We start from the raw sequence: 25,297 nt of genomic DNA on the forward strand, positions 1-25,297 counted from the left end.
GGCCTTTTTGTAAAGATTGCATTTTGCGCTGAATTCAACACATCTGCCAAAACCTGCTTCAGGCTTTTTCAGTTTTCTTTGCGGGTTTGGATTTGGCTTTTACAGCGGCGGGTTTTGTTGTTTTTTTAACCGCGCGCTTTGGCGCTTCTGTCGCGGCAGCTTTGCTCATCAGTTTCTTTGCCTGTGCAACCCAGTTTTCCCGTTCAGCACGTCCGGCAAAACCGGTGGTGCGGTTCAGCCATGTGATCTGATCCGCATTCAGATCGGTAAGCTGGTCATAATGAAAAATACCGGCATTATATAGTTTAGCCTGAATTGCGTTACCTATACCGGTAATCTGGGTCAGATCATCAGCTTTGTCCTGTCGCGGTTTTCTCAGGCGCTCCGGTTCGGAAGGGGCTGGCGGTGCGGGTGTTTCTGCTGCCGGTGAGGGCGCTGCAACTGCTTCGGCAGGGTTTGCTTCCGCAGCTTTAGACGCAATATGAATAACAGGGCTATGAGCAGGGCCGACCGGCTCCGCATCCGGTACAATCTTTTGCGTGGCTTTTGTGATTTCTGTTGCAGCCGGTGTTTTAATGACTGGCTGTGCCGCACTCTCTTGTTTGGGTGGGCTTGCCTTCACCGGTGCTGCGGAAGCCGGTTTTTTCTCAGGCTCTTTGCTTTTGGGCGTCACTGCTGTTGCAGGCGGGATAATGCTTGCTGCCGGTTGCTTTGCCTTTGCCGTCGTAAGCTTGCTGTAAATTAAGCCGAGGAGAAATACGATTACACCGATCAGGGCGATCCAGAGTAAAAAATCCATATAATTCTCCTTGTGAAACGTGTCGGGCAGGGCAGGTGAATGCGATGCATTCTGACTCATCCTGATCAGCCTGCTGATTATCATTGGCTGTTTTAAAGCAGGGCAGAGGATAAGTGTGCTGTAAAATATAGCAGATCGCCGCCGTCTGCAAAATGCCACGCATTATAAAGCGTGGGGATAAAGACCAGACATATAAATACCGCTTGTTATTTAAAGTCAGTTTTAGAGCATGTTGCGCAAAAGCGGATGCCGGTTTCCGATAGTGATACGCACTGGAATGCACAAAACAGAAAACCCGGCAGCGTGAGCTGCCGGGTCTCTGTAACCTTACGGTCTGTTCTAAGTCGTAAAACTTAGAAAGAACGCTGGAAGCGGATCATACCACCCCAAGCATCTTCGCCGCGTACGTCTGCGCTGTTATGACCAGCAGCTGCGTAAGCCGAATTGTGGCTCCACTTGGTGTAGGAAACTTCAGGAGTAATTGTGAAGCCTGGAACCAGCTGGTAAGCTACGTTTGCAGTGTAAGCCTGTTTGCCGAAATCTTCGTAAGCAGCCTGCAGGTTGAAAGTAGCTTTGTCGGTTGCCTTGTACTTCAGACCACCCCAGACAGCCCAATCGCCGCCCCAGTTGCCGTACATGCCAACAGCTTCTTCGTAAGAAGCGTAACCGCCCTGTACCCATACGGAGAATACATCAGTTACGTTTACGTCGAGGCGAACTTTACCAGCCCACTCTTCGATTTCAGAGTCGTAAGCTGCAGCAGCTGCGATCGAGCCCCAAGCCTGTTCGAACTTCAGACCACCAACAACGTGTGGCATGTAGTCGTTGATTACGCCGTTGTAAGATTTTCCGTTTTTGCCAACGGTTGAATTCTTCCAAGTGAAACCATCGCCATTTTCATCAGACAGATCTTCGCCCTGTTCAAGGGAGATGATTGCCGAGAAGCCATTGCCACCAGAGAAGGTGTAGCTGATCAGATTGGTGTCATATGCACCTGGCGATACAACGTCATCGTTGATTACGTCGCCGAGATAGCCGGTGAAAGTGTGGAATGCGGATTCATCTTTACCGATGCGCAGGCCGCCCAGTTCGATGTAAGCATATTTCAGCTTATCCTGTTTGAAATCGCCGTCGCCGAATTCAAAACGGTTTTCGGTGAAGGTCTTCAGTGTACCAAGTTCAGTTTCAGTTGCTGTGTGTGTACGCAGGGTGAAACGAGTGTTGGTTGACCAAGTTTCGCGGTCACGGCCGTTGTAAACATCGTCGCCGCCTTTGAAGTCAGCGCGAACATAACCGGAAAGACGCAGGCAGGTTTCTGTGCCTGGAATGTAGAAGTAGCCAGCGCCGTAAGCGTCGCAAACGCGTACATATTCAACAGCTTCTGGTTCTGGTGCAACGATGGCGTCGGCAGCCTGAGCGCCGGTTGCTGCAACGAGAGCGGCAGCGGAGCCGAGAAGAAGGCTCTTAATGTTCATTTCTGACCTCCAGTCAGAAACATACGCAATCATAAAAATTCAAATATTTTCAATGCGTTACAAAACGCCATGGAATCTTTTATTTTTAAAACCCTAAAATTGGTCATCAAAAACGCGGGATAAAAAGCGCGTAAAATACAAAAAAACCGGCAAGAATGAATTCTGCCAGCTGCGTAAAAATCAGTTTTATATGAAACAATGGCGGAGAGGATGGGATTCGAACCCACGATACCCTTCCGGGTATACTCCCTTAGCAGGGGAGCGCCTTCGACCACTCGGCCACCTCTCCGGTAAAGGCGCAATAGCCGGTAATAATCATGAGTTCAAGCACTTTACGCATCCGGAGCCAAAAAATCTTATCCATCAACAGGATGATTTCAAAAAAGGCATTAAATTCCGATAGTTTTCCGCAGTTTATGCCCCTCTATAAAGTGAGACCTGCTTTAAAACACATAAAACGGAATCAAAATCACAGAATCAAAGCACTTGATGTGCCACAGCTGATTCACGGACACGAACAGGGCAAATCACCTGCCAATATTACGTCTATAAGAGGATGAAACCAGGAGGCTCAATTCAGGTCTTCTCTGTCGCGCAACACTGTATCAGCCTGTGGAAACATCTGAAAACCCCGCAAAAGCGGCAAATTTTCGTTAATTTATTTTAATAAATATAAACAAAACATAAATAAAATCCGGTACCTAGGGGGTGTTTCGTGTCTTTTCTGCAACACGATATGTCGATAGCAACATCTTACCCCCTCCTTATGCGTTTTCAGTGTTGCAACGAAACTGAGCACGAGTATCTTGAGGGCAGAAGAAGGAGCGCTTCGGTAGCGACTTTTTCATCCAAGGGGATGGGGACAGGTTGTCCTTCAGCCAAAACAAAATGCCCAGACCCATTTAAAACTTTGACTGGAGGTCAGAAATGAACATTAAGAGCCTTCTTCTCGGCTCCGCTGCAGCTCTCGTTGCAGTATCCGGCGCTCAGGCTGCCGACGCCATCGTTGCGCCAGAACCAGAAGCAGTAGAATATGTGCGCGTTTGCGACGCTTACGGCGCTGGCTACTTCTACATTCCGGGAACAGAAACCTGCCTGCGTATTCATGGTTATGTTCGCGCTGATTTTAAAGCCGGTGATGACCCGTACAATGCCTTTGACGGTTACAGCGTAGGCGAAGGTGGCGAGATCTCTGGTAACACCAATAAAACTTGGAATACCAATTCACGCTTTACACTGCGCACAAGCACAGCTTCTGAAACTGAGCTTGGTACTCTGAAGACCTATACTGAAAACCGTTTCAATTTCGCAAATGGTGCTCAGGGCAGTCATACACTGAACTTTGCTTACATTACCCTTGGCGGTCTGAAGGTTGGTCTTGATGAATCAGCTTTCCATACTTTCACTGGCTATCTTGGCGACGTCATCAATGATGATGTGGTGTCTGCAGGTAACTATCGTACCAACCTGATCAGCTATACTTTTGCTGGCGGTAATGGCTTCTCGGCTGCAATTTCCCTTGAGCAGGGCGGCGGCGATGTTTATGCATATGGCTCCACCATTGTTGAATATGCAAAAGACGCTGGCATTACATTGGCTCCAGGTCTGAAAGACGAGCTCGGCCGTTCAGCTAAAATTGATGACTACATGCCACATGTTGTCGGTGGTCTGAAGTTTGAACAGGCTTGGGGTGGTATTGCTGGTGTTGCAGCATACGATTCTCTGCTTGAAGAGTGGGCAGCTAAAGTACGTCTCGATGTAAACGTAACAGACCAGTTCTCCGTATGGGTACAGGGCGGCTACTCTTCTTATGAAGACGCAGTTGGTATGTACGGCAACTGGGGTGGTGATTGGGCTGTTTGGGGTGGCGCGAAGTTCAAAGCTACCGACAAAGCTACCTTCAACGTACAGGTTGCTTACGAAGATTGGGGTAAAACCGCTGTTGCTGCTAACGTAGCTTACCAGCTGGTTCCAGGCTTCACAATTACTCCAGAAATCAACTACACCAAGTGGAAGGGTGACCACCCTGCTCGTGCAGCTGGTCTGACAGACAAAGATGCTTTCGGCGGTATCATTCGCTTCCAGCGTTCTTTCTAAGCCATTGGTTTAGTTCGAAAAAAGATACCAGCGGTTATGCCGCTGGTATTTTCGTCTCAAATGGGGCGTTCAAGCGGGGACCATCTTTAACGAGATGCGCTTATAAAAATATCAGATGTTAATTTTTTTGTATGGATGGGGCGAAACAAGACTTTTCGAGGGGGCATATTAGAAAATCAACCAGAGTGGTTATATAATGCCGGCCTCACAAAAATGTTACTCAGACTTGTTTTATAAAGTTTCTGTCTATAAAGCTCCAAGTCGATCAAACGGCTGGGGGGCCTTATGATGGAGCTGAATCGGGACATTTCTTTCGAAAATTCTGAGAATTTTACGCCTGTAATGGGCTATAATCTCAGTTTTACGTCATCCAATACAAAAACACATCGTATTGTGAATCAGTACTCAGTTACTGATTTGTCCGAGCGCTATCTCAATATTTTATGGGACGACGGGTCTCATAAATACAATGTGAGATTATTTCTCGGTGAAATTAATGAGATTCTGAAGGGGGAGCGTTTCAGCGGCTTTAGTCAGGAAATGCTCGACAGAATTATCGGTTCCCTGCGTGAACGCAATAACAGCAATGCAACCATTAATAGAAAAATGGCTGCACTCAGCAAGTTGTTGCGAAAGGCGTATAAGATGGGGGACATCTTTAGCCTGCCAGAATTCATTCGTCAGAAAGAGCGGGCAGGGCGAATTCGTTTTCTTGAACTTGAAGAAGAGGCGCGTCTTTTCGCTGCGATTAAAGCACGCTGCGAAAACAGTTATCGGCTGGCCGTGTTTCTGGTTGATACAGGTTGCCGTCTTGGTGAGGCAATCGGCTTGACCTGGAATGATTTACATGATCCGCGTGTCACTTTCTGGCTAACCAAGTCGAACCGGAGCCGTACTGTTCCCTTGACGAAACGTGCCAGAAAAACCTGTAAAATACCGGTTGAGCGCCATAAAGGGCCATTTTCCATGCTGACGCAGGTTGAATTCCGCGCAGTGTGGAATGAAGCCAAATATGAAGTCGGGCTTGGTACGGATACGCAAGTTGTTCCACATATTCTGCGCCATACTTGTGCATCACGTCTGGTTCGCGGTGGTATTGATATTCGCCGTGTGCAGATGTGGCTTGGTCACCAGACATTGCAGATGACAATGCGTTATGCCCATCTTGCCACCAATGATCTGGATAGCTGCGTAAAAGTGCTGGAAGTTCGCTAAAGATTTTAACGAATTCACGCTGTTTCCTGTAGTCTCGGCGTTGCTGATTGGGGGCAACAGCAGTGTGAAGTGTTCAGAAATCCGGTGGGATGTCCGGATTTGACAGAATATGTATAGCGGCTTTGAGGAAGGTTCAGTATCCGGTAATCGTGCACACTGCATGATTTGCTCTAAACTGTTATAGAAGCTTGCTTTCTTGAGTAAACGCGTTTTGGCGCGGACTTTTTGACGGCAGCCATTGATTAAAGCTGTGCTTATCTGCATTGATGGCGGGCAGATAATCAATTTACAGGATTTATGAAGATGACTGCTGGCGTTGAACGTCTGTTTCTGTTTTTCTCCGGTTTATCCGGTGCTGCTGCAATGACAAGTTATGCAGCATCTGCACACGGCAATCATGCGTTTTTAGGTGTTGTAGCGCCAATTCTGTTGGGGCATGCAGCTGCTTTTTTGGGTTTTTCTTTTTTAAGTGCACGCAGTCGCGCCATTTACTGGGCAGGCATTCTGGTGCTGCTCGGTCTTGTTTTATTCGCGGGTGATTTGATCTTGCGTGATCTGACAGGCAACAGATTATTTGCTATGGCCGCGCCGACAGGGGGCACATTGATGATTGGCGGATGGCTGATGACGGCTCTGTGCGCATTCATTCCTTCAAAAAAATAATATCATCACAGTCATTTTTCCCGAAAACCTTGGAAAATAAGATATCTCGGACGGGAGAAAGACTGGATTTTCCATACAAAAAAGCCGCGCTGTCAGCTGACTGCGCGGCTTTTTTGATTGTTATAGCCGGAAAATTTATCCGCGCCGGCCGCTTATCAGATCCTGCTGAATATTGGCATTGCCATAGAGGCGAGATTTATAGACGGCGTAATTCTCCATCACCCGCTGCACATAGTTACGGGTTTCTGTGTATGGAATACGCTCAATCCAATCGACAACCTGATCGAGATTCTGCCCGCGCGGATCACCATATTTGGCAATCCATTCACTGGCGCGTCTCGGGCCTGCATTATATCCGGCAAAAGTCAGGATATAGGAGCCGTTGAAACGCTCAATCTGTTCGCCGAGATAATGCGCACCCAAAGTGGCATTATAAGCGGCATCAGTGGTCAGGCGCTTATCGGAATAAGCAAGACCTGCACGCTGGGCAACGCCTTTTGCCGTGCCCGGTAACAATTGCAGCAGGCCGCGCGCACCGGCGCTGGAAACCGCTGAAATATTGAATTCACTTTCCTGACGGGCAATCGCATAGGCGAGGGCGGCGCCGGAGCCTTTAATATTCGCATTGGCCGGAATGGCACCTGTCGGATGCGACAATGCTCCGACATCGAGACCGCGACCGGCAGCGATCTTGCCGACGCGCAGTGACAGGTAATGATTGCTGTTGCGTTCAGCCATAACGGCGAGAAGCGCCAGTTCACCTGTGCTGCTCAGTTCCTGCGCCATATTGATGTACAGGCTCTGCGCGCGATTGCCATAACCGATGGATTCCAGCCGGCGGATTGCACGAACCGGTTCGCGGCTGTCAAAACGTTCACGATCTGCGGCGCTTGGTTTCGGATAAGGCAGCTGCAGAACATTATTGCCAAGTTTGGCTGCCGCCAGCTGACCGTAGAACGATGTGCCGTAATAGGATGCACGCTGATACATTTGTTTTGCATTGCCGCCGCCACCAGATTCTGCGGCACGACCCATCCAGTAATAGGCGCGGGATGCAGACATCGGACGCGAGGAAATTTCAGCAATACGGCTAAAATGTTTTTGCGCGGTAGAGGCATCATTCAATGCACGCAGAGCATACCAGCCCGCATGGAATTCTGCATCTGCAGCCATAGTCGGTGTTTCAGCACTGTGAGCAGCGGCTAAGCGATAAGCAATTTGCGGCTTGCCGATATCCAGTAATTCACGGGATAAAACGCGGCGCTCAATCCACCATGCATCCGGATCAACCAGTGATCTGGCATCACGCGGTGCCTTCAGCATCAGATTGGCAGCTTCCGTATAGCGCTCGGAGCGGCGCAGATACTGGATTTTTGCAAATAAAAACGCAGGATTTGACTGCCATGAACTATGAACAGCATTAAGCTTTTGTGCGGCATCCGGTGCACGTTTGTTCACGGCAGCAAAGGCGGCATAAAGCGATTCCGCATTGGCTGATGCGGCTAAACGCGATGCTGATGACAGACGGTTATCATACAACATGCGCAGAAAACGTGTCTGATGATCTTCTTTGGTCAGAACGCCGGAAAATTCACGCAAAATCAGCGTTTCATCTTTTGTATCGAGCTTGGCGCGTGCCCACCATGGCGCAAGCAGCTGGCGTGCCTGTGCGCGGTTTCCGCTGGCAAGATAAGCGCGACCCAGCAGGATCATACCTTCGGTGGTCTGCGGTTTGCGGTTTCCGAGATAGGAAATCACGGTGCCGGCAGGGGCACTTTCACGGTAAAGCGCCCGTTCTGTGTTGCGCTGAACTGTGGTCATACCAGGCCAGTCACGCAATTCTGCGGCGGCAGCAACATAGTCAGCACTCGACAAGCCGTCTGCACCGGACAGAGCCAGAGCCCATGTCAGGATATGGCGGTCGAGATCACTGGCGGACATACCGTTCCGGATTGCCAGCGCACGGCGTGCATCTTTTGAAGACAGGGCATCCAGCGCGGTTTTCAGGCTGCCGCTCATGGCGGCCGGTGCCTGCGCACGTGGTATCGTGGCGGTGGTTGTCGGATCCGGCCGCATCATCGGCGCGGGCATATTACGCATCGCTGTTGGCGCAAAAGGACGCAACAAAGGCGTCGGCACATTTTCAGCTTCCTGCGCACCGGCTGTCAGCACATTTCCTGCCATGCTTGCACTTAAAAGTGTAAGGGCTAAAAAAAACTGATCTGGTCGCTGTCCGAAAAGTGCAAATTTACGCATTACAAATCCGTTATAACCGTGTTGAAGCAAATTTAAGGCAGATTATTAAGATATCCGAGTGAAAACTGAGAGTTATAGAAATGTCGCTCTCAGTGGTCAGAGGTTCTGAATATGCTGTTGAATGCTGCCGGTCTTCTGTACTTCCAATTATAGGTCAGACCTGTGAAGGCAATGTTAATGAAGCCTTACCTGAAAGACGGGTTGATATCGTTTTTAATAATAAATTCATCGTGATTTGCGCCCCAATTTTGCCGGTATTGACTGTTGTTTCTCAGAAGAACGGGGATGAATTGCAAATCACTTGCTGACAGGTTTTCGTCGCTATGTATAAAACATTTCGTCGGACTGACGAAATGCGCGTTTATTTTTATCATAGCGATGAAATGCCTATGAATATGCGTAAATTTGCTTGATGCAGCAGTTTTGCAGGACTATGGTGCAGCACTTTTCACGAACAGGTGGTGGTGCCATCATTCTGTACGCGGCTGCGAGGCCTGTATGGATGGTCGTTCTATGGCATTTGTAGTGAATATAATAACATTCTTATAGGCTGTATATTAGAAACCATCATATATGCGGTTTGAAATTGCATACAGGCAGCGCAGGGCTTTTTTGATTTTGCAAAATCAAAAATTGCCGGAGATGCGGGGCTGATATTATCAGTCCGGATTTTCCTCTGCGTCACCTGATCTTCAATATTAGAGCGCGTGTGCCCGATCGGGTGCACAAAACCCGCTCTAACACATTAAAATTAGAGCATACTATTCCGGGATTGCAAATCCGGCGTAATAAACTGCATTATCGGTCGATTTTTCGCTGATATGTAATTCATATTAAAACACAGGCAAACTTTTGGGAGTACCCGATGCTTAAGGGCTCAATCACGGCTATCGTCACACCTTTTACAGAGCAGGGTGGTTTTGACGAAAAAGCGTTCCGTGGCCTTGTAAACTGGCAGATCGAGGAGGGGACGCATGGCTTTGTACCGGTTGGTACAACTGGCGAAACTCCGACACTGTCCCATGATGAGCATAAACGGGTAATCGAGGTTTGCGTTGAAGAAGCGAAAGGCCGTGCGCAGGTTATAGCCGGTGCCGGTTCTAATAATACTGTTGAAGCCATTGAGCTTGCCCAGCATGCGCAAGGTGCTGGTGCTGATGCTGTTCTGGTTGTGACACCTTATTATAATAAGCCAAATCAGCGCGGGCTTTATGCGCATTTTTCCGCTGTTGCCAAAGCGATCTCAATTCCGCTGGTGATCTATAATATTCCGGGACGCTCAATCATTGATATGACACCGGAAACAATGGGCGCTCTTGTGCGCGACCACAAAAATATTGTTGGCGTGAAAGATGCAACCGGCAAAATTGAACGTGTTTCCGAACAGCGCGCAACTTGCGGTACAGACTTCATTCAGCTGTCCGGCGAAGATGCCACGGCTCTGGGTTTCAACGCTCATGGCGGTCGCGGCTGTATTTCCGTAACATCCAATATTGCACCGCGTCTTTGCGCGCAGTTTCAGGAAGCCTGTCTGGCCGGTGATTATGCAACAGCACTGACAATTCAGGATCGTTTGATGCCGCTGCATAAAGCTTTGTTTATGGAGCCGAACCCTTCAGGCGTTAAGTATGCGCTGGCACGTACCGGACGCATTACCAATCATTTGCGCCTGCCTTTGATGCCTGTTGAGGCTGAAACCGCAGAGAAAATCGATGCAGCGCTGCGTCATGCAGGTCTGCTCAATCAGTAATTCTGCGCAATCGGCACAACTAAACAGTTTACGCTGTTTATTTTGCTGCAAATCATCTATCGCCTGCCGGTACATGAATATTGAACCGGCAGGCTTTTTTATATTCAGCTTGTTGCAGTTTAAGCCGGAAAAACTCTGGATTCTAAAGTGGTCGCATTATCACGGTCGTCAAGTTCATCCAACTTGACTGTGAAATGCTCTAGTAAAGTTGCGGATCAGATATATATTGCTGCCATGAATACGAGAAAAAATGCACCTGCACGCAAAGTCATCGCAGATAACCGCAAAGCGCGTTATAATTTCGAGATACTTGAAGTGATTGAAGCGGGCCTCGTTCTCTCGGGAACCGAGGTTAAATCTTTGCGCTCCAATCAGGCAAATATCGCTGAAAGCTATGCCAGCTTTGAGAATGATGCGTTCTGGCTGATTAATTCCTATATTCCTGAATATACGCAAGGCAATCGTTTCAATCATGATCCGCGGCGGTTGCGCAAATTACTGCTCAGCGAGAGAGAGATTGTGCGTCTGGCCAATTCCATCGCCCGCGACGGGATGACAGTTGTGCCGTTGAAGCTCTATTTCAACGAGCGTGGCCGTGCGAAGCTCGAAATCGCTCTGGCGCGCGGTAAGAAACTGCATGACAAGCGCGAGACGGAAAAGAACCGTGACTGGAATCGTGAAAAATCACGATTGCTCCGTGATCGCGGGTAATACCCGAAATATTAAAGCCCTGTCTCAGACAGGGCTTTTTTTATGAGCTCACTTCCGGGGATTATCGTTCAGATAATCGCGTACATTGCTGAATACATTACGGAACATGGCTTCCGTGAGAACACCGGTATTGGTGTTGTAGCGCGAGCAATGGTAGCTGGAGAAAATACGCAACTGTCCGATATCAGTTTGTACGCCATGGCCGAATTTATGTTTTGAGACCGGTTGGCCAAGGGCGCGGATTGTCGATTGATGGGCAATGGTGCCAAGCGTGACAATCGCCTGCAAGTTAGGCAGGCCGGTAATGAACGGTGACAAAAACTGGCGGCAGGTATTGATCTCGGCGCCGGTAGGTTTGTTTTCCGGCGGCACGCAGCGAACAGCATTGACGATAGCGCAATCATTGAGCGTCAATGTATCATCAGGGCGCGCTTCGAAATTGCCCTGAGCAAAGCCATAATCTTTCAAAGTGGAATAGAGCAGGTCACCGGCATAATCACCGGTAAAGGGACGGCCGGTGCGGTTGGCACCGCGTAAACCCGGTGCAAGGCCGATAATCAGAAGGCGTGCCCGTTCGGTAAAAGCGGGCAGGGTCGTGGTGCAAACCGCTGTTGCACTGTTCTGCGGATCTGTCGGCAAAAATGCAGGAACCGGAGCATTATGCCATGAGGGTTCATTGCCCCGCCAGACTTGAATAAAGTCGTGAAGGCGGGGGCAGAAAGCGCAATCGCGGGATGGTTCCGGATACTGCAAAACAAGTCAGAAGAGCTTAGTACAGCTCTTCTTCCTCTTCAAAACGGCGAGCCGGACGCTCAGAGGCTTCGCGGCTGATTTCAGACTTCAGGGTCACCAGATCAAGGAAATGGTCTGCCTGACGGCGCAGCTCATCGGAAATCATTGGCGGCTGTGTTGTGAGGGTTGAAACAACGCTCACTTTGCGGCCGCGACGCTGCAATGCTTCCACGAGGCAGCGGAAATCGCCGTCGCCGGAGAAGATTACAAAATGATCGACGGTTTCAGTCAGTTGCATGGCATCGACAGCAAGTTCGATATCCATATTGCCTTTTACCTTGCGGCGGCCGGTTGCATCAGTAAATTCTTTGGCAGCTTTGGTAATGACCTTGTAGCCATTATAGTCAAGCCAGTCGATCAGGGGGCGGATGGATGAATATTCCTGATCTTCAACAAGAGCAGTATAGTAATAAGCACGCAGCAAGTAACCGCGCTTCTGAAAAGCTTTCAACAATTTGCGGTAATCAATATCAAAGCCAAGTGTCTTGGATGCAGCGTAAAGATTGGCGCCATCGATAAAAAGCGCGATTTTTTCGCGTGAATCAAACATTTTGATAATTATCCATTCTTCAGCAAATAATATTTTGCTGATTAATTGTCCGCACTTTTCAATTTTTAGTTTTGAAAAAAGCCTCTCCTAGTTTGCGTTCTAAGGCGCATCTACAGAAAGGCAAGCAATCACAGGTTGTTTTTATTGCCGTATTTGGAAAAGACAGGGAAAATGTGTGATTAAGATATCACAAATATCATATAAATGAAATCTATTCATTTGGGAGCAAGAGTATAAACGATTTAGAGGACTTTATTGCAGCTTTTTCAAAGCCCGCAGAACAGCGTGGATTTTAAAAGATCGGGAGCGATTCTGTGGGGTTTTATGACGGAAAAATGAAGTCTCTAGGCTATGAGAGCTGTGTTTGCGCACAGATATGGAAAATCAAAACCGCTCTATGTGCGCTTTTGCTTGTTTTTTGTGTCAAGTGGCGTTATGGAAATCGAGAATTCCTGAATTAATTTTGAGATATGAAAGGGGCGATCTATGGCCCGCGTTACCGTTGAGGATTGCGTTGACAAGGTAGACAACCGCTTTGAGCTGGTTCTGCTTGCCAGCCATCGTGCACGTCAGATCTCTCAGGGCGGTCAGATTACCATTGATCGCGACAACGATAAAAACCCGGTTGTTGCGTTGCGTGAAATCGCTGACGAGACCCTGTCACCGGGCGATCTGAAAGAAGACCTGATCCACTCGCTGCAGAAGCATGTGGAAATTGACGAACCGGAAGCACCGGCACCATTGCAGATCAGCGGCGCTCTGGACGAGCAGGGCGGCGAAGTTGTTGTCGGCGCAGAAGACATCGTGACATTCGACAGCATGAGCGAAGAAGATCTGCTTGCTGGTATCGAAGGTCTGGTTGCACCGGAAAAGAGCGACGATTACTGATTTTTGTTGAGGCGCTTTAAGCTGTTTCAACAGATATCCGGCATTGTTTTCAGATTGCCGGTGTCAGTAAAGACCGGATTATTAAAGCGCTGCAGAACATTCTGCGGCGCTTTATTTTGTGCGCATCAGGCTATTCGTTAGGCTAGAGCGACCATTGTGCGCCCCATTGGGCGCACAATGGTCGCTCTAACACTTAAAATTAAGAGCATAATTTTAACTTAAACTGCTTCAAGTTTAAGAAATTATGCTCTGGCCGTTAAAATGCCGCATGAAAAATGCCGGTAGATGCCGGATTATTATATGCTTTAAAACCTGTAGTGCTTTGTGCCGGTTGCGTTTTACAGTAAATTCCGGAGTCGTGACGCCGGTGTCGTTATGTATGATTTGTTTGATGCGCGGGTAAGAGGAGTGCAGGCTGATGATGCGCCAATATGAGCTGGTTGAGCGGGTGCAGCACTATAAGCCTGATGTGAATGAGGCGCTGCTGAATAAGGCTTATGTTTATGCGATGCAGAAACATGGCAGTCAGAAACGTGCGTCCGGCGATCCTTATTTTTCCCATCCGCTGGAAGTTGCGGCAATCCTCACAGATATGCGTCTTGATGAGGCAACTATTGCCATTGCGCTGCTGCATGACACAATTGAAGATACTGACGCGACCCGCGCTGAGATTGACCAGCTTTTCGGCCCTGAAATCGGCAAGCTGGTTGAAGGTCTGACCAAGCTTAAAAAACTCGATCTGGTTTCCAAAAAAGCAGTGCAGGCGGAAAATCTGCGCAAACTTCTGCTGGCGATTTCCGACGATGTGCGTGTGTTGCTGGTGAAACTGGCTGACCGTCTGCACAATATGCGCACCCTTGGTGTGATGCGCGAAGACAAACGTCTGCGCATTGCTGAAGAAACCATGGATATTTATGCACCGCTGGCCGGCCGCATGGGTATGCAGGATATGCGCGAAGAGCTGGAAGAACTGGCCTTCCGCTATATCAATCCGGAAGCATGGCGTGCGGTGACTGACCGCCTTGCGGAACTGATGGAAAAGAACCGTGGTCTGCTCAGCAAGATTGAGACAGATCTGGCGACATTGTTTGCTGAAAAAGGCCTGCATTCTGATGTTTCCAGCCGGCAGAAAAAGCCGTGGTCGGTTTTCCGTAAAATGGAAACCAAAGGCCTGTCTTTCGAACAACTTTCCGATATTTTCGGTTTCCGCGTTATCGTGGATAATGTTGATGATTGTTACAAGGCGCTGGGGATTATTCACCGCACATGGTCAATGGTGCCGGGGCGTTTCAAAGATTATATTTCAACGCCGAAACAGAATGATTACCGTTCGATCCACACCACAATTATCGGGCCGTCCCGTCAGCGCGTAGAGCTGCAAATCCGCACCCGCGCAATGGATGATGTGGCGGAATATGGTGTGGCAGCCCATTCGATCTATAAAGACGGCCGCAGCAATACGGTGCCAACCGCGATTTCAACGGAATCCAATGCCTATGCATGGCTGCGTCGTACGATTGAGGCGCTGTCTGAAGGTGATAATCCGGAAGAATTTCTCGAACATACCAAGCTGGAACTGTTTCAGGATCAGGTCTTCTGCTTCACGCCGAAAGGCCGCCTGATTGCACTGCCGCGCGGGGCAACACCGATTGATTTTGCCTATGCGGTGCATACGGATATTGGCGACTCAACCGTTGGCGTGAAGATCAATGGCCGCATGATGCCACTGATGACCGAGCTGAAAAACGGCGACGAGGTGGATATTATCCGCTCCAAATCGCAGGTTCCGCCTGCGGCATGGGAATCCATTGTGGTTACCGGTAAAGCGCGTTCGGCAATTCGTCGTGCAACGCGCGCTGCCGTGCGCAAGCAATATTCCGGTCTGGGTATGCGTATTCTGGAACGGGCATTCGAGCGCGGTAACAAGCCGTTCAGCAAGGATTTGCTCAAGCCTGCACTGGCACGGCTGGCACGCAAAGATATTGAGGATGTATTTGCAGCGGTTGGTCGCGGTGAGCTGGCTTCCGGCGATGTGCTGAAAGCGGTTTATCCGGATTATCAGGACACACGCGTGACAACGGGTAGTCCTGCGAAAACCGGCGAGAAGGGCTGGTTTAACCTGCAAAATGCTGCCGGTATGATCTTTAAGGTACCGGAGGGTGGTAGCACTGAGGATGTGCAAAAGCAGGCGGCAGCGCAAAATCATGCTGTGCCGATCCGCGGTGCGAATTCGGATTTGCCGGTGCGATTTGCACCGGAAGGCGCTGTTCCGGGCGATCGTATTGTCGGGATTTTGCAGCCGGGTGTCGGCATCACGATCTATCCGATCCAGTCTTCTGCACTGACCGCCTATGATGACCAGCCGGAGCGCTGGATTGATGTGCGCTGGGATATTGACGGCGAAATGCATGAACGTTTTCCTGCCCGTATCTCCGTTTCCGCCATTAATTCACCGGGCTCACTGGCAGAGATTGCACAGGTTATTTCGGTCAATGATACGAATATCCACAATCTTTCCATGGTGCGAACAGCGCCTGACTTTACAGAAATGATTATGGATCTTGAGGTTTGGGATCTCAAACATCTCAACCGCATTATTACGCAATTAAAAGAAAGCGCCTGTGTGAGCGATGCACAGCGCGTTAACGGATAAGAGGCTTCTATGAATACTGAAGATGTGCTGGGCGTGTTTCGTGAGGCAGGTGCCATTCTTGAAGGGCATTTTATTCTGACTTCCGGTCGCCGCAGCCCTGTTTTCCTGCAAAAAGCGCGGGTGTTCATGCATGCCGACAAGACGGAAAAACTGTGCAAGGCACTGGCTGAAAAGATCAAAGCCGCTGATCTCGGTCCGATTGACTATGTCGTCGGCCCTGCAATCGGCGGTCTGATCCCGTCTTATGAAACCTCGCGCCATCTCGGCGTGCCGTCGATCTGGGTCGAGCGTGAAAATGGTGTTTTCAAACTGCGCCGTTTTGAACTGCCGGAAGGCTCCCGCGTTGTGATCGTGGAAGATATTGTGACCACCGGCCTGTCTATCCGCGAGACAATTGATACGCTGCGCGATTTGAAGGCGGAAGTTGTGGCTGCCGCCTGTATCGTTGATCGCTCGGCAGGTAAAGCCGATGTCGGCACCAAGCTGATCGCACTGGCTGAATATGAAGTGCCGTCCTATGATAAGGATAATCTGCCGCCGGAACTGGCAGCGCTTCCAGCCATCAAGCCGGGAAGCCGTAATATCTGAGCTGAACCATGACGCTCTGCTGGTTTTCAAAGCGTTTTTTGACGCAGGGCGGAGCGGGATATGGAAATTTGCGAACATTCATGCCATGAGGAACATAGTCTTCGTGGCATGAACAGCTGTCGGCCCGCCTCATTAAATTATTGTTGCGCATAAACTCCGTCGGGGTGCCAGAGCATTTAGCGTCCGCGATAATGCGACGAATTAAAAAACTAGAGCGTGTCCCGAAAAGTGCGAAGCGGTTTTCGGATAAGATACGCGTTAAAACAAAGAGTTAGAGCGTGTCGCGGAAAAGCGGGCACCGGTTTTCCGATAACGACAAGTGTAAAAACAAGGCATCATCGTGGTTTCAGTTCTTACAGCTCAGACAATGCATAGCCAGCGTCACCGTGACCCGTGCGGAGCCTGCGTTGATTGTGAAGTGCGTAAAATGGCGATCTGTGCCGCTTTGCAGGATGATGCGCTGCATGCGCTGGAGGCAATCATGTCTTCACGCAAGCTTGAAACCGGTGAAATGCTGGTGGAAGAGGGCGCGCCGAAGCTGAAAGTTTTCAGCCTGACTTCCGGTCTGCTGCGTTTGTTTACATTGCTGCCGGACGGCCGCCGTCAGATTTCCGGTTTTCTCTATCCGGGCGATTATCTCGGTCTCGCCGATGACGGGACTTATTCCCAGACGGCAGAAGCTGTTGTGCAATCCACATTATGCTGCTTTTCCGTAAATGAGATGGACGAGCTGATGGATCAGCATCCGGCATTGAAAGATCGTCTCTATGTGATGACACGTGAGGCTTTGCGCCAGTCGCGGGATAATCAGCTGGTGCTCGGGCGTCTTGCACCTGTTGAGAAACTGGCCTCTTTCCTGCTGGTGCTCTCAGCACAGGCGAAACGTGTCGGCCATCCGGACAATCCGGTACATTTGTCGATGAACCGCACGGATATTGCAGATTATCTCGGCCTGACAATTGAAACTGTCAGCCGTTGCTTCACAAAATTGCGCACACAAGGCCTGATCCATCTGCCGGATGCCAATACGGTGAGCATTCTTTCGCATCGCTCGCTTTCAGCCGTTGCCGGCACTGAATTCAAAAGCTGATCTCTGACAGTTTTAAGAATGTGTCCTGCGTTTGCCCCCTAAGGCAGACGCGGCTTTTTGCATTTTATTGGGATTTTCCTGAACCCGCGCTCGCGTAATATCGGCGCGGGATTTTTATTCATGTCTTTATTTTATTGATGGAGGAGGGGCTATATGCGCCGATCATTATTGATTTCTGGTCTGCTGATCTCTGTGTTCAGTACATCTGCCAATGCCGAAATCATTTTAAATCGTGGCAGTAATGGCGATCCGTCCTCGCTCAATCAACAACTGACATCAACGGTCGATGAGGCGGCGCTTCTCGCTGATCTTTATCAGGGGCTGGTGATGGAAGATGCCAAAGGCGCAATCATCGCCGGTGTTGCAAAATCATGGGAAATGTCACCGGATGGCGTGGGCTATATTTTCCATCTGCGCGATAATGCAAAATGGTCGAATGGTGATCCGGTTACCGCGCAGGATTTTGTCTATTCTTTCCGCCGTATTATGAACCCGCTAACAGCCGCACCCTATGCCAATGTGCTGTTTCCGATCAAAAATGCCGAAGCAATCTCCCGCGGACAGTTGCCGCCTGAGCAATTGGGCGTGGAAGCACCGGATGATTATACGGTGAAGTTCACACTGAAAGCGCCGACGCCCTATTTTCTGCAATTAATGGCACATCACACGGCACTGCCTTTACATCGCAAAAGCGTTGAAAAAAACGGCGAAAAATTTACCGCTCCAGGAAATCTGGTGAGCAATGGTGCCTATCAACTGGCCAGTTTTGTGCCGAATGACAAAATCATCATGAAGAAAAATCCCTATTATTATGATGCGGATAAGGTCAAAATTGATGTGGTGAACTGGCTGCCTTTTGAAGACCGTTCCAGTTGTATGCGCCGGTTTGAAGCAAAAGAGGTACAGGTCTGTGCCGATGTGCCTGCCGAGCAGATGGATTATGTACGCAAGAGATTTGGCACTGAGCTGCGCATTGCCCCGCAATTGGGCAGCTATTTTCTCGATATAAAGGGGGAAGACGGCAGCCCGCTGAAAGATGCCCGTGTGCGCCGCGCTATTTCGATGGTGATCGACCGCGATTTTATGGCCAGAGAAGTCTGGCGCGGGACAATGCTGCCATCCTATTCTTTAGTGCCGCCGGAAATTGATAATTATATCAGTGGCGGGGTAAGTCAGGATTATGCCAATCAGGATATTCTCGACCGTGAAGATAAAGCGAAAGAACTTCTGAAAGAGGCAGGTATCAAGCCGGACAGTCTGACGGTTGAGCTGCTTTATAATACATCCGAAAACCATAAAAATGTCATGGCTGCCATTGCGGATATGCTGAAAAATATCGGCATCAAGGCAAAGCTGAATGAAATGGAAGGCACGACCTATTTCAATTATCTGCGCGAAGGCGGAAAATTTGATCTGGCAAGGGATGGCTGGATCGGGGATTACAGTGATCCGCAAAGTTTTTTATTTCTCTATAAAAGTGACAGTAGTTTCAATTATGGAAAATGGTTCAATAAAACCTATGACGCTTTGCTGGATAAGGCCACGGTGACAACCGATCTCAGAGCGCGTGCGGTGATGCTGGCCGATGCTGAGCGCCTGTTGCTTCAGGAGCAGGTTGTCATTCCGCTGTTTACCTATGCGTCACGGGCGCTGGTTTCAGATCAGCTGGAAGGCTGGCACGATAATCTGAAGAATGTCCACGCCACACAATGGCTGTCGCTGAAGCCATAGGCACAGACAAATTTTGAGCAAAGGGCGGGGCATTTCCCCGCCCTTTTTTGTTTTACAGCCATTGATCCAGATCAATGCGCTTTTTCACACCTTTGTTACACCAGCGATAAGGGAGGACGATCCGTTTGCAGAAAACGGATCCGGCAAGCTGCTTTCCCGTTGCGGAGCGGCGGTTATCCGAATGATAAAAGGCTGGAAGTATGATTGACTTTACTGTCGTTGATCTGTCGCGATTGCAGTTCGCTGCAACGGCGATGTATCATTTTATTTTTGTCCCCCTGACGCTCGGCCTCTCATTATTGATGGCGATTATGGAGAGCGTTTACGTCATGACCGGTCGCGACATCTGGCGTCGCATGACCATGTTCTGGGGTGTTTTGTTCGGCATCAATTTTGCCATGGGCGTCGCCACAGGGATCGTGATGGAGTTTCAGTTCGGTATGAACTGGAGCTATTACAGCCATTATGTCGGCGATATTTTTGGTGCGCCGCTGGCTATTGAAGGCCTGATGGCGTTCTTCCTTGAAGCCACATTTATCGGCCTGTTCTTTTTCGGCTGGGCGCGTCTGTCGCGCGTGGCGCATCTGGCCGTCACATGGCTGATGGCGCTTGGCGCCAATTTCTCCGCTTTGTGGATTCTGATTGCCAATGGCTGGATGCAAAATCCGGTCGGCGCGGTTTTCAATCCTGATACAATGCGTATGGAAGTCACAGATTTTATGGCTGTGCTGTTCAATCCGGTTGCACAGGCAAAATTCGTGCACACGGTGAGTGCCGGTTATGTAACGGGTGCCATGTTCATCATCGCAATCAGCAGTATCTATCTGCTGCGCGGTAAGCATGTGGAACTGGCAAAGCGTTCTGTGACCGTTGCCGCTTCTTTCGGTCTGGCTGCTGCTTTGTCGGTCGTCGTGCTGGGCGACGAAAGCGGCTATGTGGCCACCGAACAGCAGAAGATGAAAATCGCTGCGATGGAAGCCATGTGGGAAACAGAACCTGCACCGGCCGGTTTTAACTTGTTCGCCATTCCGGGTGACGGCAAAAACAGCTACGAAGTGCATATTCCTTATGTTCTCGGCCTCATTACCACCCGCAGTCTGACAACAGAATTGCCGGGCATCCATGATCTGGTGGATATGGCTGAAAAGCGCATCGAAAACGGTATCAAGGCTTCTGTTGAGCTGGATCATATCCGTGCCAACCCGAATGATGCTGAAGCCCGTGAAGCTTTTAAGGCCAACTGGCATGATCTCGGCTATGGCCTGCTGCTGAAGCGTTATCGGGATGATATTCAGAACGCCACACCTGAAGAAATCCGCAAGGCTGCGGAAGATACAATTCCGAGTGTCGGCACTTTGTTCTGGTCGTTCCGTGTCATGGTGGCGCTGGGCTTCTATTTCATCGCCTTTTTTGCAATTGCCTTTGTTCTGGCGAGCAGACATCGCATCAATGAACATACCAATCGTGCGCTGCTTAAAATCGCTGTTTTCTCACTGCCTTTGCCGTGGATTGCGATTGAAGCAGGCTGGATTGTTGCGGAATATGGCCGTCAACCTTGGGCGATTGAGGGCGTGCTGCCGACATTCTATGCGGCTTCCAATCTCACTATGACTGATCTGGTCATCAGTCTTGGTTTCTTCCTGACCGTCTACACCACTTTGTTATGCATCATGATCTGGCTGATGGTTCGTACCGTCAAAGCCGGACCAAAAGAACCGGTACGCCCTGATGTCGATATGGCACAGGATGCGGCCATCCTGAATATGCAGAACAACGGTTAATCAGGCGAAAGGAGCAAGATAATGACCAATATTCCTTTAGATTATGAAACAATGCGCCTGATCTGGTGGTTGCTGCTCGGTGTTCTGCTGATCGGTTTCGCGATCATGGACGGCTTCGATCTTGGCGTGGGCACTCTGCTGCCTTTCGCGGCTAAAACCGATGAAGAGCGCCGTATGCTGGTCAACCTGATCGGCCCGACATGGGAGGGCAATCAGGTCTGGCTGATCCTCGGCGGCGGCGCGATTTTCGCTGCATGGCCTGCACTTTATGCGGTGTCCTTCTCCGGCTTTTATCTGGCGATGATTGCCATTTTGCTGGCTCTGATCCTGCGTCCTGTTGGTTTCAAATTCCGCAGCAAGGTGGAAAATACCGCATGGCGTTCCACTTGGGACTGGGCACTGTTTATCGGTGGTTTCGTACCGGCGCTGATCTTCGGTGTTGCTGTTGGTAATGTTCTGCTTGGTGTGCCGTTCCGTTTCGATAATGCGATGCGCATTTATTATGACGGCAATTTCTTCGGCCTGCTGACACCTTTTGCACTGCTGTGTGGTCTGGTCAGCCTGACCATGCTGGTTGCCCATGGTGCGACAGTGATTGTTGCCCGCGTTCCGGGTGTTGTGGCTGAACGGGCACGCAGTTTCGGCAAGGTTGCAGCGCTGCTCAGCGTGGTTCTGTTTGCGCTTGCCGGTGTGTGGCTTGCTTTCGGTATCAATGGTTATGTGGTCACTTCCGTGCAGGATGTTGCGGGGCCGTCCAATCCGATGCTCAAGACTGTGACAACTGGTTCCGGTGTCTGGTTGGAAAACTACACCAAACATAGCTGGATGCTGATTGCGCCTGTGCTCGGCTTTGCCGGTATGGCTCTGAGCTTTATCGCGCTGCATTGCCGCAAAGGTACGCTGGCTTTCTTGTGCAGCAGTGCCGGTATTTTCGGGATCATCAGCACAGCGGGCGTGTCACTGTTTCCGTTCCTGCTGCCAAGCTCGGTCATGCCAAATGCAAGCCTGACAGTGTGGGACGCATCGTCCAGCCATCTGACTTTGTTCATCATGCTCATCGCGACAGTGATCTTTCTGCCGCTCATTCTTCTCTATACCAGCTGGGTCTATAGCGTGATGCGCGGCCCGATTACTAAAGACAGTGTCGATAATACGCCTAATGCTTACTAACCCTTTGAAGAGTAAAGAAAAAGGAACAATGAAATGTGGTACTTTTCCTGGATCCTTGGATTGGGACTGGCCTCTTCCTTCGCAATTTTCAATGCCATGTGGTTTGAATTGCGCAATGACGTGCTGGTGCGCGCCCCGGCGGTTACGCCGAAAATGAAAAATATGCCGCTTGCGCCGGAAATGAAAAACATGCCGGTTGCGCCGGAAATGAAACTGAACGAACAGGCAGCTGTTGCCGGTAAAGGACAAACAGTATGACGGAGATTGCGGCAAGACATTATGCTTCTCTTGCCGTACCCCGCTATACATCTTATCCGACTGCCGCGGATTTCTCTCCGGCAGTCGGGAAAGATCAGTATGAGGCGTGGTTACGGCGTTTGAGACAGGGGGAACCGGTTTCTCTCTATCTTCACGTGCCTTATTGCCGGGACCTATGCCACTATTGCGGCTGTCACGCCAAAATTGCGCGGCGTGATACCGTAATTGAGGCTTATGCCGATATATTGATCCGCGAAATTCGCCAAGCGGGGCAATATCTGACTGAACGCCCGAAAGCCGTGCATCTGCACTGGGGTGGTGGCACACCAAGCATTTTGGGTGGTGAGGGCATTGCCCGTATCACGCAGGTGCTGCGTGAGCAGTTCGATTTTGCTGATGATATGGAACATGCTATCGAGCTTGATCCGCGCAAAGTTGACAAGAAACTGTGCCGTGATCTGGCGCAGGTTGGCGTCAACCGTGCCAGCCTTGGCGTGCAGGATCTTAATGCGGATGTGCAGCAGGCCATTGGCCGTGTGCAGCCGATTGAGCAGGTTGAATCCGCTGTCAATTCGCTGTGGCAGGTTGGCATAACCAGCCTGAATTTTGATCTTATCTACGGCCTGCCTTTGCAAACGGTCGCTACATTGCGTGAGACTTGCAAACGTGTGGCGGCATTCCGTCCGAGCCGTATTGCCTGTTACGGTTATGCGCATCTGCCTGCGCGCCGTGCCAATCAGCGGCTGATTGATACCAGCCTGCTGCCTGATGCTGATGCCCGTTTTGAGCAGGCGCAGATCGTTGGTGAGACATTTATGGCTATGGGTTATGAGCCGGTTGGCATCGATCATTATGCCCTGCCGTCTGATGCATTGGCTGTGGCTGCAAAGGCCGGACAATTGCGCCGCAATTTTCAGGGCTACACGGATGATGACTGCCCGACACTGCTCGGTTTCGGTGCATCGTCTATCTCGCAGTTCCGTGAAGGATACACGCAGAATATTGCCGATATCGGCCAGTATAAAGCTGCGGTGCTGTCAGAACGGGCACCGGTAACGCGCGGCTATGCATTTAACGATTCTGACCGCTTGCGGGCGAAGATCATTGAAAAGCTGATGTGTGATTTCCGTGTCGATCTGAATGATGTCGCAGCAGGTGTGAATTTTTCTGATGAACTGGCATTGCTGCGCCCGCTGGCCGCCGATGGTATCGTCACAGTGCAGGGTTCAGTGATTGTGATGGCGCCGGAACATCATTCGCTGGTGAGGCTCGTCGCAGCAGTATTTGATGAGTTCCGTAAGGAATGTGCACATAGTTTTAGTATGGCCATATAAAACCGGCCGGGTTTCAGCATGGTCATCTGATTTTGGCCATGGAAAGAGCTTCGCATTAGCCGCGGGGGCGCGGGCAGATGCGGAGAAGGCAGAGACTGCAGGCTGAAGGGGTAAGCTTCAGCGCGGATTTTGCCTGCAAGAGGCATCGCCTGATCTGCCACGGGGGCGCGGCGGATCAGTGCGATGCTTTTTTGTATTCAAAAGCAGTGCAAATTATATGTAAACCTGCCTGATATTATTGGAAAAACTACATTTTCGCGGGACATATAATCTCGTCTCAAGACGCATTATTCAGGCGGCATACTACCTCTTGCCGCATTGCTGCTGTGCTGTCCTCATGCGATAACTATTTGAACTGTTAAAAAAGTCTTAATTCTCGTATAATTGAGATAGCTTCACGGGAGTTTCCCGCCTATGAAGCGAAGCAGTTATGTCTGTGCATCAATGCAGATATACTCAGATTTAGTTAAGGATGGTGGCAGAAAGTCATGTTGTTCAGACGCAGAGAACCCTTGAGTTACAGGGAGCGCCTTCGCACGATGATCTGGCCGCGCCGTTCTTTCTCGCGCTCAATGCGCTATATGGGCAAGCGGATCACCCGTATTACTGCCAGCCCGCATGCTGTTGCGGCAGGTCTGGCCGTCGGTGTTTTTGCGGCTTTTACCCCGTTCTTCGGCTTTCATCTCATTCTTGCGATTGTTCTCGCTTACCTCATTGCCGGTAATATTGCTGCCGCTGCGATTGGCACTGCACTGGCAAATCCGCTGACAATTCCGTTTATCTGGGGCGGCACCTATGAAGTCGGCCGGATGATCGTTGATGAAAACGGTCAGGCACAGGCTTTGCCGCTGACCCGAATTCTGGAAAGCGAAATTTTCAAGCAGATGAGTTTTGCTGAACTGTGGCAGCCGATTTTGAAGCCGATGCTGTTCGGTTCGCTGGTGCTTGGTCTTGGCTGTGCGCTGGCTGTTTATGTGGCAACGCGCTGGGCAACGATCAGCTATCGTCACAAGCGTCTGCAGCGTATTTCATTAAAGAAGAATCTGGCAGAGCAGGGCGCTTCCCGATGATTATTGGTATCGGCAGTGATCTGATTGATATCCGCCGCATTGAAAAAACACTTGAGCGTCACGGCAGCCGCTTTACGGAGCGGGTGTTTACGGAGCGCGAGCGTGCCAAGGCTGCAAGCCGCAAACGTCAGGCGGATACCTATGCCAAGCGTTTTGCCGCCAAGGAGGCCTGTTCCAAAGCTCTGGGTACCGGTCTTTCTCACGGTGTTTTCTGGCGGGACATGGAAGTGATTAACCTCCCCTCCGGCAAGCCGACTATGCACCTTACCAATGGCGCTGAAGTTCGCCTGCAATCCATGATGCCGGAAGGAATGAAACCTGTTGTGCATCTGAGTATTACGGATGAATATCCGATGGCGCAGGCTTTTGTGATTATTGAAGCCGTACCGGCTTAAAAGCAGCGCCCGCTTGATAGATACGGGCGCT

20 protein-coding genes, 1 tRNA gene and 1 pseudogene are annotated in these 25,297 nt (G+C 50.1%); 16 read left to right on the forward strand and 6 right to left on the reverse strand.

Annotation, left to right across the window (positions count from 1 at the left end):
* Positions 1–58: 58 nt before the first annotated feature.
* The 3 genes from BKD14_RS05735 to BKD14_RS05745 form a co-directional block, all read right to left on the reverse strand.
* Complete coding sequence (locus BKD14_RS05735; RefSeq protein WP_139316328.1) at positions 59–799, reverse strand: hypothetical protein; 741 nt, start codon at positions 797–799, stop codon at positions 59–61.
* A gap of 353 nt (positions 800–1,152) precedes the next feature.
* Entirely contained in the window at positions 1,153–2,274 is a 1,122-nt protein-coding gene (locus tag BKD14_RS05740) for a porin (protein WP_075654582.1), read from the reverse strand.
* Between the two features lie 199 nt (positions 2,275–2,473).
* Positions 2,474–2,563: transfer RNA gene (locus tag BKD14_RS05745), tRNA-Ser, on the reverse strand.
* Positions 2,564–3,201: 638 nt separating this feature from the next.
* On the opposite strand from BKD14_RS05745, the gene BKD14_RS05750 reads away from it, so the two are divergent.
* The 3 genes from BKD14_RS05750 to BKD14_RS05760 all read left to right on the forward strand — a co-directional run bounded on the left by BKD14_RS05750 (position 3,202) and on the right by BKD14_RS05760 (position 6,249).
* Entirely contained in the window at positions 3,202–4,371 is a 1,170-nt protein-coding gene (locus BKD14_RS05750) for a porin (protein WP_075654583.1), read from the forward strand.
* Positions 4,372–4,659: 288 nt separating this feature from the next.
* Positions 4,660–5,586, forward strand: a complete 927-nt coding sequence (locus BKD14_RS05755; RefSeq protein ID WP_075654814.1) for a site-specific integrase — start codon at positions 4,660–4,662, stop codon at positions 5,584–5,586.
* Positions 5,587–5,889: 303 nt separating this feature from the next.
* On the forward strand, positions 5,890–6,249 hold the full coding sequence (locus BKD14_RS05760; protein WP_245293560.1) for a DUF423 domain-containing protein: 360 nt from the start codon (positions 5,890–5,892) through the stop codon (positions 6,247–6,249).
* A gap of 135 nt (positions 6,250–6,384) precedes the next feature.
* On the opposite strand, the gene BKD14_RS05765 is transcribed toward BKD14_RS05760, so the two are convergent.
* Complete coding sequence (locus BKD14_RS05765; protein WP_075654815.1) at positions 6,385–8,433, reverse strand: lytic transglycosylase domain-containing protein; 2,049 nt, start codon at positions 8,431–8,433, stop codon at positions 6,385–6,387.
* 937 nt (positions 8,434–9,370) lie between these two features.
* On the opposite strand from BKD14_RS05765, the gene dapA reads away from it, so the two are divergent.
* The gene (gene dapA, locus BKD14_RS05770; protein WP_022711956.1) at positions 9,371–10,255 is read left to right on the forward strand and encodes a 4-hydroxy-tetrahydrodipicolinate synthase; all 885 of its coding nucleotides are present in this window, start codon (positions 9,371–9,373) and stop codon (positions 10,253–10,255) included.
* A 234-nt stretch (positions 10,256–10,489) separates the two neighbouring features.
* Entirely contained in the window at positions 10,490–10,966 is a 477-nt protein-coding gene (gene smpB, locus BKD14_RS05775) for an SsrA-binding protein SmpB (protein WP_075654585.1), read from the forward strand.
* Between the two features lie 48 nt (positions 10,967–11,014).
* Here smpB and BKD14_RS05780 read toward each other — a convergent pair whose 3' ends face one another.
* A complete protein-coding gene (locus tag BKD14_RS05780) occupies positions 11,015–11,719 on the reverse strand; it encodes a uracil-DNA glycosylase (protein ID WP_075654586.1) in 705 nt (234 codons plus the stop codon).
* A gap of 16 nt (positions 11,720–11,735) precedes the next feature.
* On the reverse strand, positions 11,736–12,308 hold the full coding sequence (locus tag BKD14_RS05785) for an NYN domain-containing protein (protein ID WP_022711959.1): 573 nt from the start codon (positions 12,306–12,308) through the stop codon (positions 11,736–11,738).
* Positions 12,309–12,794: 486 nt separating this feature from the next.
* On the opposite strand from BKD14_RS05785, the gene rpoZ reads away from it, so the two are divergent.
* From rpoZ to acpS, 11 genes and pseudogenes are all read left to right on the forward strand, one after another.
* The gene (gene rpoZ / locus BKD14_RS05790; protein ID WP_075654587.1) at positions 12,795–13,196 is read left to right on the forward strand and encodes a DNA-directed RNA polymerase subunit omega; all 402 of its coding nucleotides are present in this window, start codon (positions 12,795–12,797) and stop codon (positions 13,194–13,196) included.
* Between the two features lie 418 nt (positions 13,197–13,614).
* Positions 13,615–15,849: a bifunctional (p)ppGpp synthetase/guanosine-3',5'-bis(diphosphate) 3'-pyrophosphohydrolase gene (locus tag BKD14_RS05795; protein ID WP_022711961.1), complete on the forward strand. Its 2,235-nt coding sequence runs from the start codon at positions 13,615–13,617 to the stop codon at positions 15,847–15,849.
* Positions 15,850–15,858: 9 nt separating this feature from the next.
* Positions 15,859–16,437 (forward strand): orotate phosphoribosyltransferase, encoded by a 579-nt coding sequence (gene pyrE, locus BKD14_RS05800; protein ID WP_022711962.1) that lies wholly within the window; start codon positions 15,859–15,861, stop codon positions 16,435–16,437.
* 367 nt (positions 16,438–16,804) lie between these two features.
* The gene (locus BKD14_RS05805) at positions 16,805–17,527 is read left to right on the forward strand and encodes a helix-turn-helix domain-containing protein (protein ID WP_075654588.1); all 723 of its coding nucleotides are present in this window, start codon (positions 16,805–16,807) and stop codon (positions 17,525–17,527) included.
* Positions 17,528–17,680: 153 nt separating this feature from the next.
* Positions 17,681–19,258, forward strand: coding sequence for a peptide ABC transporter substrate-binding protein (locus tag BKD14_RS05810; RefSeq protein WP_075654589.1), 1,578 nt, complete (start codon positions 17,681–17,683; stop codon positions 19,256–19,258).
* A gap of 200 nt (positions 19,259–19,458) precedes the next feature.
* Positions 19,459–21,039 (forward strand): cytochrome ubiquinol oxidase subunit I, encoded by a 1,581-nt coding sequence (locus BKD14_RS05815; RefSeq protein ID WP_075654590.1) that lies wholly within the window; start codon positions 19,459–19,461, stop codon positions 21,037–21,039.
* An 18-nt stretch (positions 21,040–21,057) separates the two neighbouring features.
* Positions 21,058–22,209 (forward strand): cytochrome d ubiquinol oxidase subunit II, encoded by a 1,152-nt coding sequence (cydB, locus tag BKD14_RS05820; RefSeq protein WP_075654591.1) that lies wholly within the window; start codon positions 21,058–21,060, stop codon positions 22,207–22,209.
* A gap of 33 nt (positions 22,210–22,242) precedes the next feature.
* Positions 22,243–22,329, forward strand: a pseudogene (gene cydX, locus BKD14_RS19520) (cytochrome bd-I oxidase subunit CydX); the annotation flags it as partial.
* A gap of 134 nt (positions 22,330–22,463) precedes the next feature.
* Positions 22,464–23,801 (forward strand): oxygen-independent coproporphyrinogen III oxidase, encoded by a 1,338-nt coding sequence (gene hemN, locus BKD14_RS05830; RefSeq protein ID WP_075654592.1) that lies wholly within the window; start codon positions 22,464–22,466, stop codon positions 23,799–23,801.
* 488 nt (positions 23,802–24,289) lie between these two features.
* Positions 24,290–24,871 carry a DUF2062 domain-containing protein gene (locus BKD14_RS05835; RefSeq protein ID WP_022711969.1) on the forward strand — a complete coding sequence of 194 codons (582 nt, stop codon included), beginning with the start codon at positions 24,290–24,292 and terminating at the stop codon, positions 24,869–24,871.
* Positions 24,868–25,266: a holo-ACP synthase gene (gene acpS / locus BKD14_RS05840; protein WP_075654593.1), complete on the forward strand. Its 399-nt coding sequence runs from the start codon at positions 24,868–24,870 to the stop codon at positions 25,264–25,266. Before BKD14_RS05835 ends, acpS begins: the two co-directional genes overlap by 4 nt.
* Positions 25,267–25,297: the final 31 nt, after the last annotated feature.

This window comes from Pseudochrobactrum sp. B5, assembly GCF_001939785.1.
Classification (GTDB): Bacteria; Pseudomonadota; Alphaproteobacteria; order Rhizobiales; family Rhizobiaceae; genus Pseudochrobactrum; species Pseudochrobactrum saccharolyticum.

Excerpts from the sequence above, each read along its gene's own strand:
- pyrE (WP_022711962.1), top strand. The coding sequence starts at position 15,859 with ATGAATACTGAAGATGTGCTGGGCGTGTTTCGTGAGGCAGGTGCCATT.
- BKD14_RS05835 (WP_022711969.1), top strand. The coding sequence starts at position 24,290 with ATGTTGTTCAGACGCAGAGAACCCTTGAGTTACAGGGAGCGCCTTCGC.
- acpS (WP_075654593.1), top strand. The coding sequence starts at position 24,868 with ATGATTATTGGTATCGGCAGTGATCTGATTGATATCCGCCGCATTGAA.
- rpoZ (WP_075654587.1), top strand. The coding sequence starts at position 12,795 with ATGGCCCGCGTTACCGTTGAGGATTGCGTTGACAAGGTAGACAACCGC.
- BKD14_RS05735 (WP_139316328.1), bottom strand. The coding sequence starts at position 799 with ATGGATTTTTTACTCTGGATCGCCCTGATCGGTGTAATCGTATTTCTC.
- BKD14_RS05785 (WP_022711959.1), bottom strand. The coding sequence starts at position 12,308 with ATGTTTGATTCACGCGAAAAAATCGCGCTTTTTATCGATGGCGCCAAT.
- BKD14_RS05765 (WP_075654815.1), bottom strand. The coding sequence starts at position 8,433 with ATGGCAGGAAATGTGCTGACAGCCGGTGCGCAGGAAGCTGAAAATGTG.
- hemN (WP_075654592.1), top strand. The coding sequence starts at position 22,464 with ATGACGGAGATTGCGGCAAGACATTATGCTTCTCTTGCCGTACCCCGC.
- BKD14_RS05810 (WP_075654589.1), top strand. The coding sequence starts at position 17,681 with ATGCGCCGATCATTATTGATTTCTGGTCTGCTGATCTCTGTGTTCAGT.
- BKD14_RS05740 (WP_075654582.1), bottom strand. The coding sequence starts at position 2,274 with ATGAACATTAAGAGCCTTCTTCTCGGCTCCGCTGCCGCTCTCGTTGCA.
- BKD14_RS05755 (WP_075654814.1), top strand. The coding sequence starts at position 4,660 with ATGGAGCTGAATCGGGACATTTCTTTCGAAAATTCTGAGAATTTTACG.
- smpB (WP_075654585.1), top strand. The coding sequence starts at position 10,490 with ATGAATACGAGAAAAAATGCACCTGCACGCAAAGTCATCGCAGATAAC.
- BKD14_RS05815 (WP_075654590.1), top strand. The coding sequence starts at position 19,459 with ATGATTGACTTTACTGTCGTTGATCTGTCGCGATTGCAGTTCGCTGCA.
- BKD14_RS05805 (WP_075654588.1), top strand. The coding sequence starts at position 16,805 with ATGCATAGCCAGCGTCACCGTGACCCGTGCGGAGCCTGCGTTGATTGT.
- BKD14_RS05760 (WP_245293560.1), top strand. The coding sequence starts at position 5,890 with ATGACTGCTGGCGTTGAACGTCTGTTTCTGTTTTTCTCCGGTTTATCC.
- dapA (WP_022711956.1), top strand. The coding sequence starts at position 9,371 with ATGCTTAAGGGCTCAATCACGGCTATCGTCACACCTTTTACAGAGCAG.
- BKD14_RS05750 (WP_075654583.1), top strand. The coding sequence starts at position 3,202 with ATGAACATTAAGAGCCTTCTTCTCGGCTCCGCTGCAGCTCTCGTTGCA.
- BKD14_RS05795 (WP_022711961.1), top strand. The coding sequence starts at position 13,615 with ATGATGCGCCAATATGAGCTGGTTGAGCGGGTGCAGCACTATAAGCCT.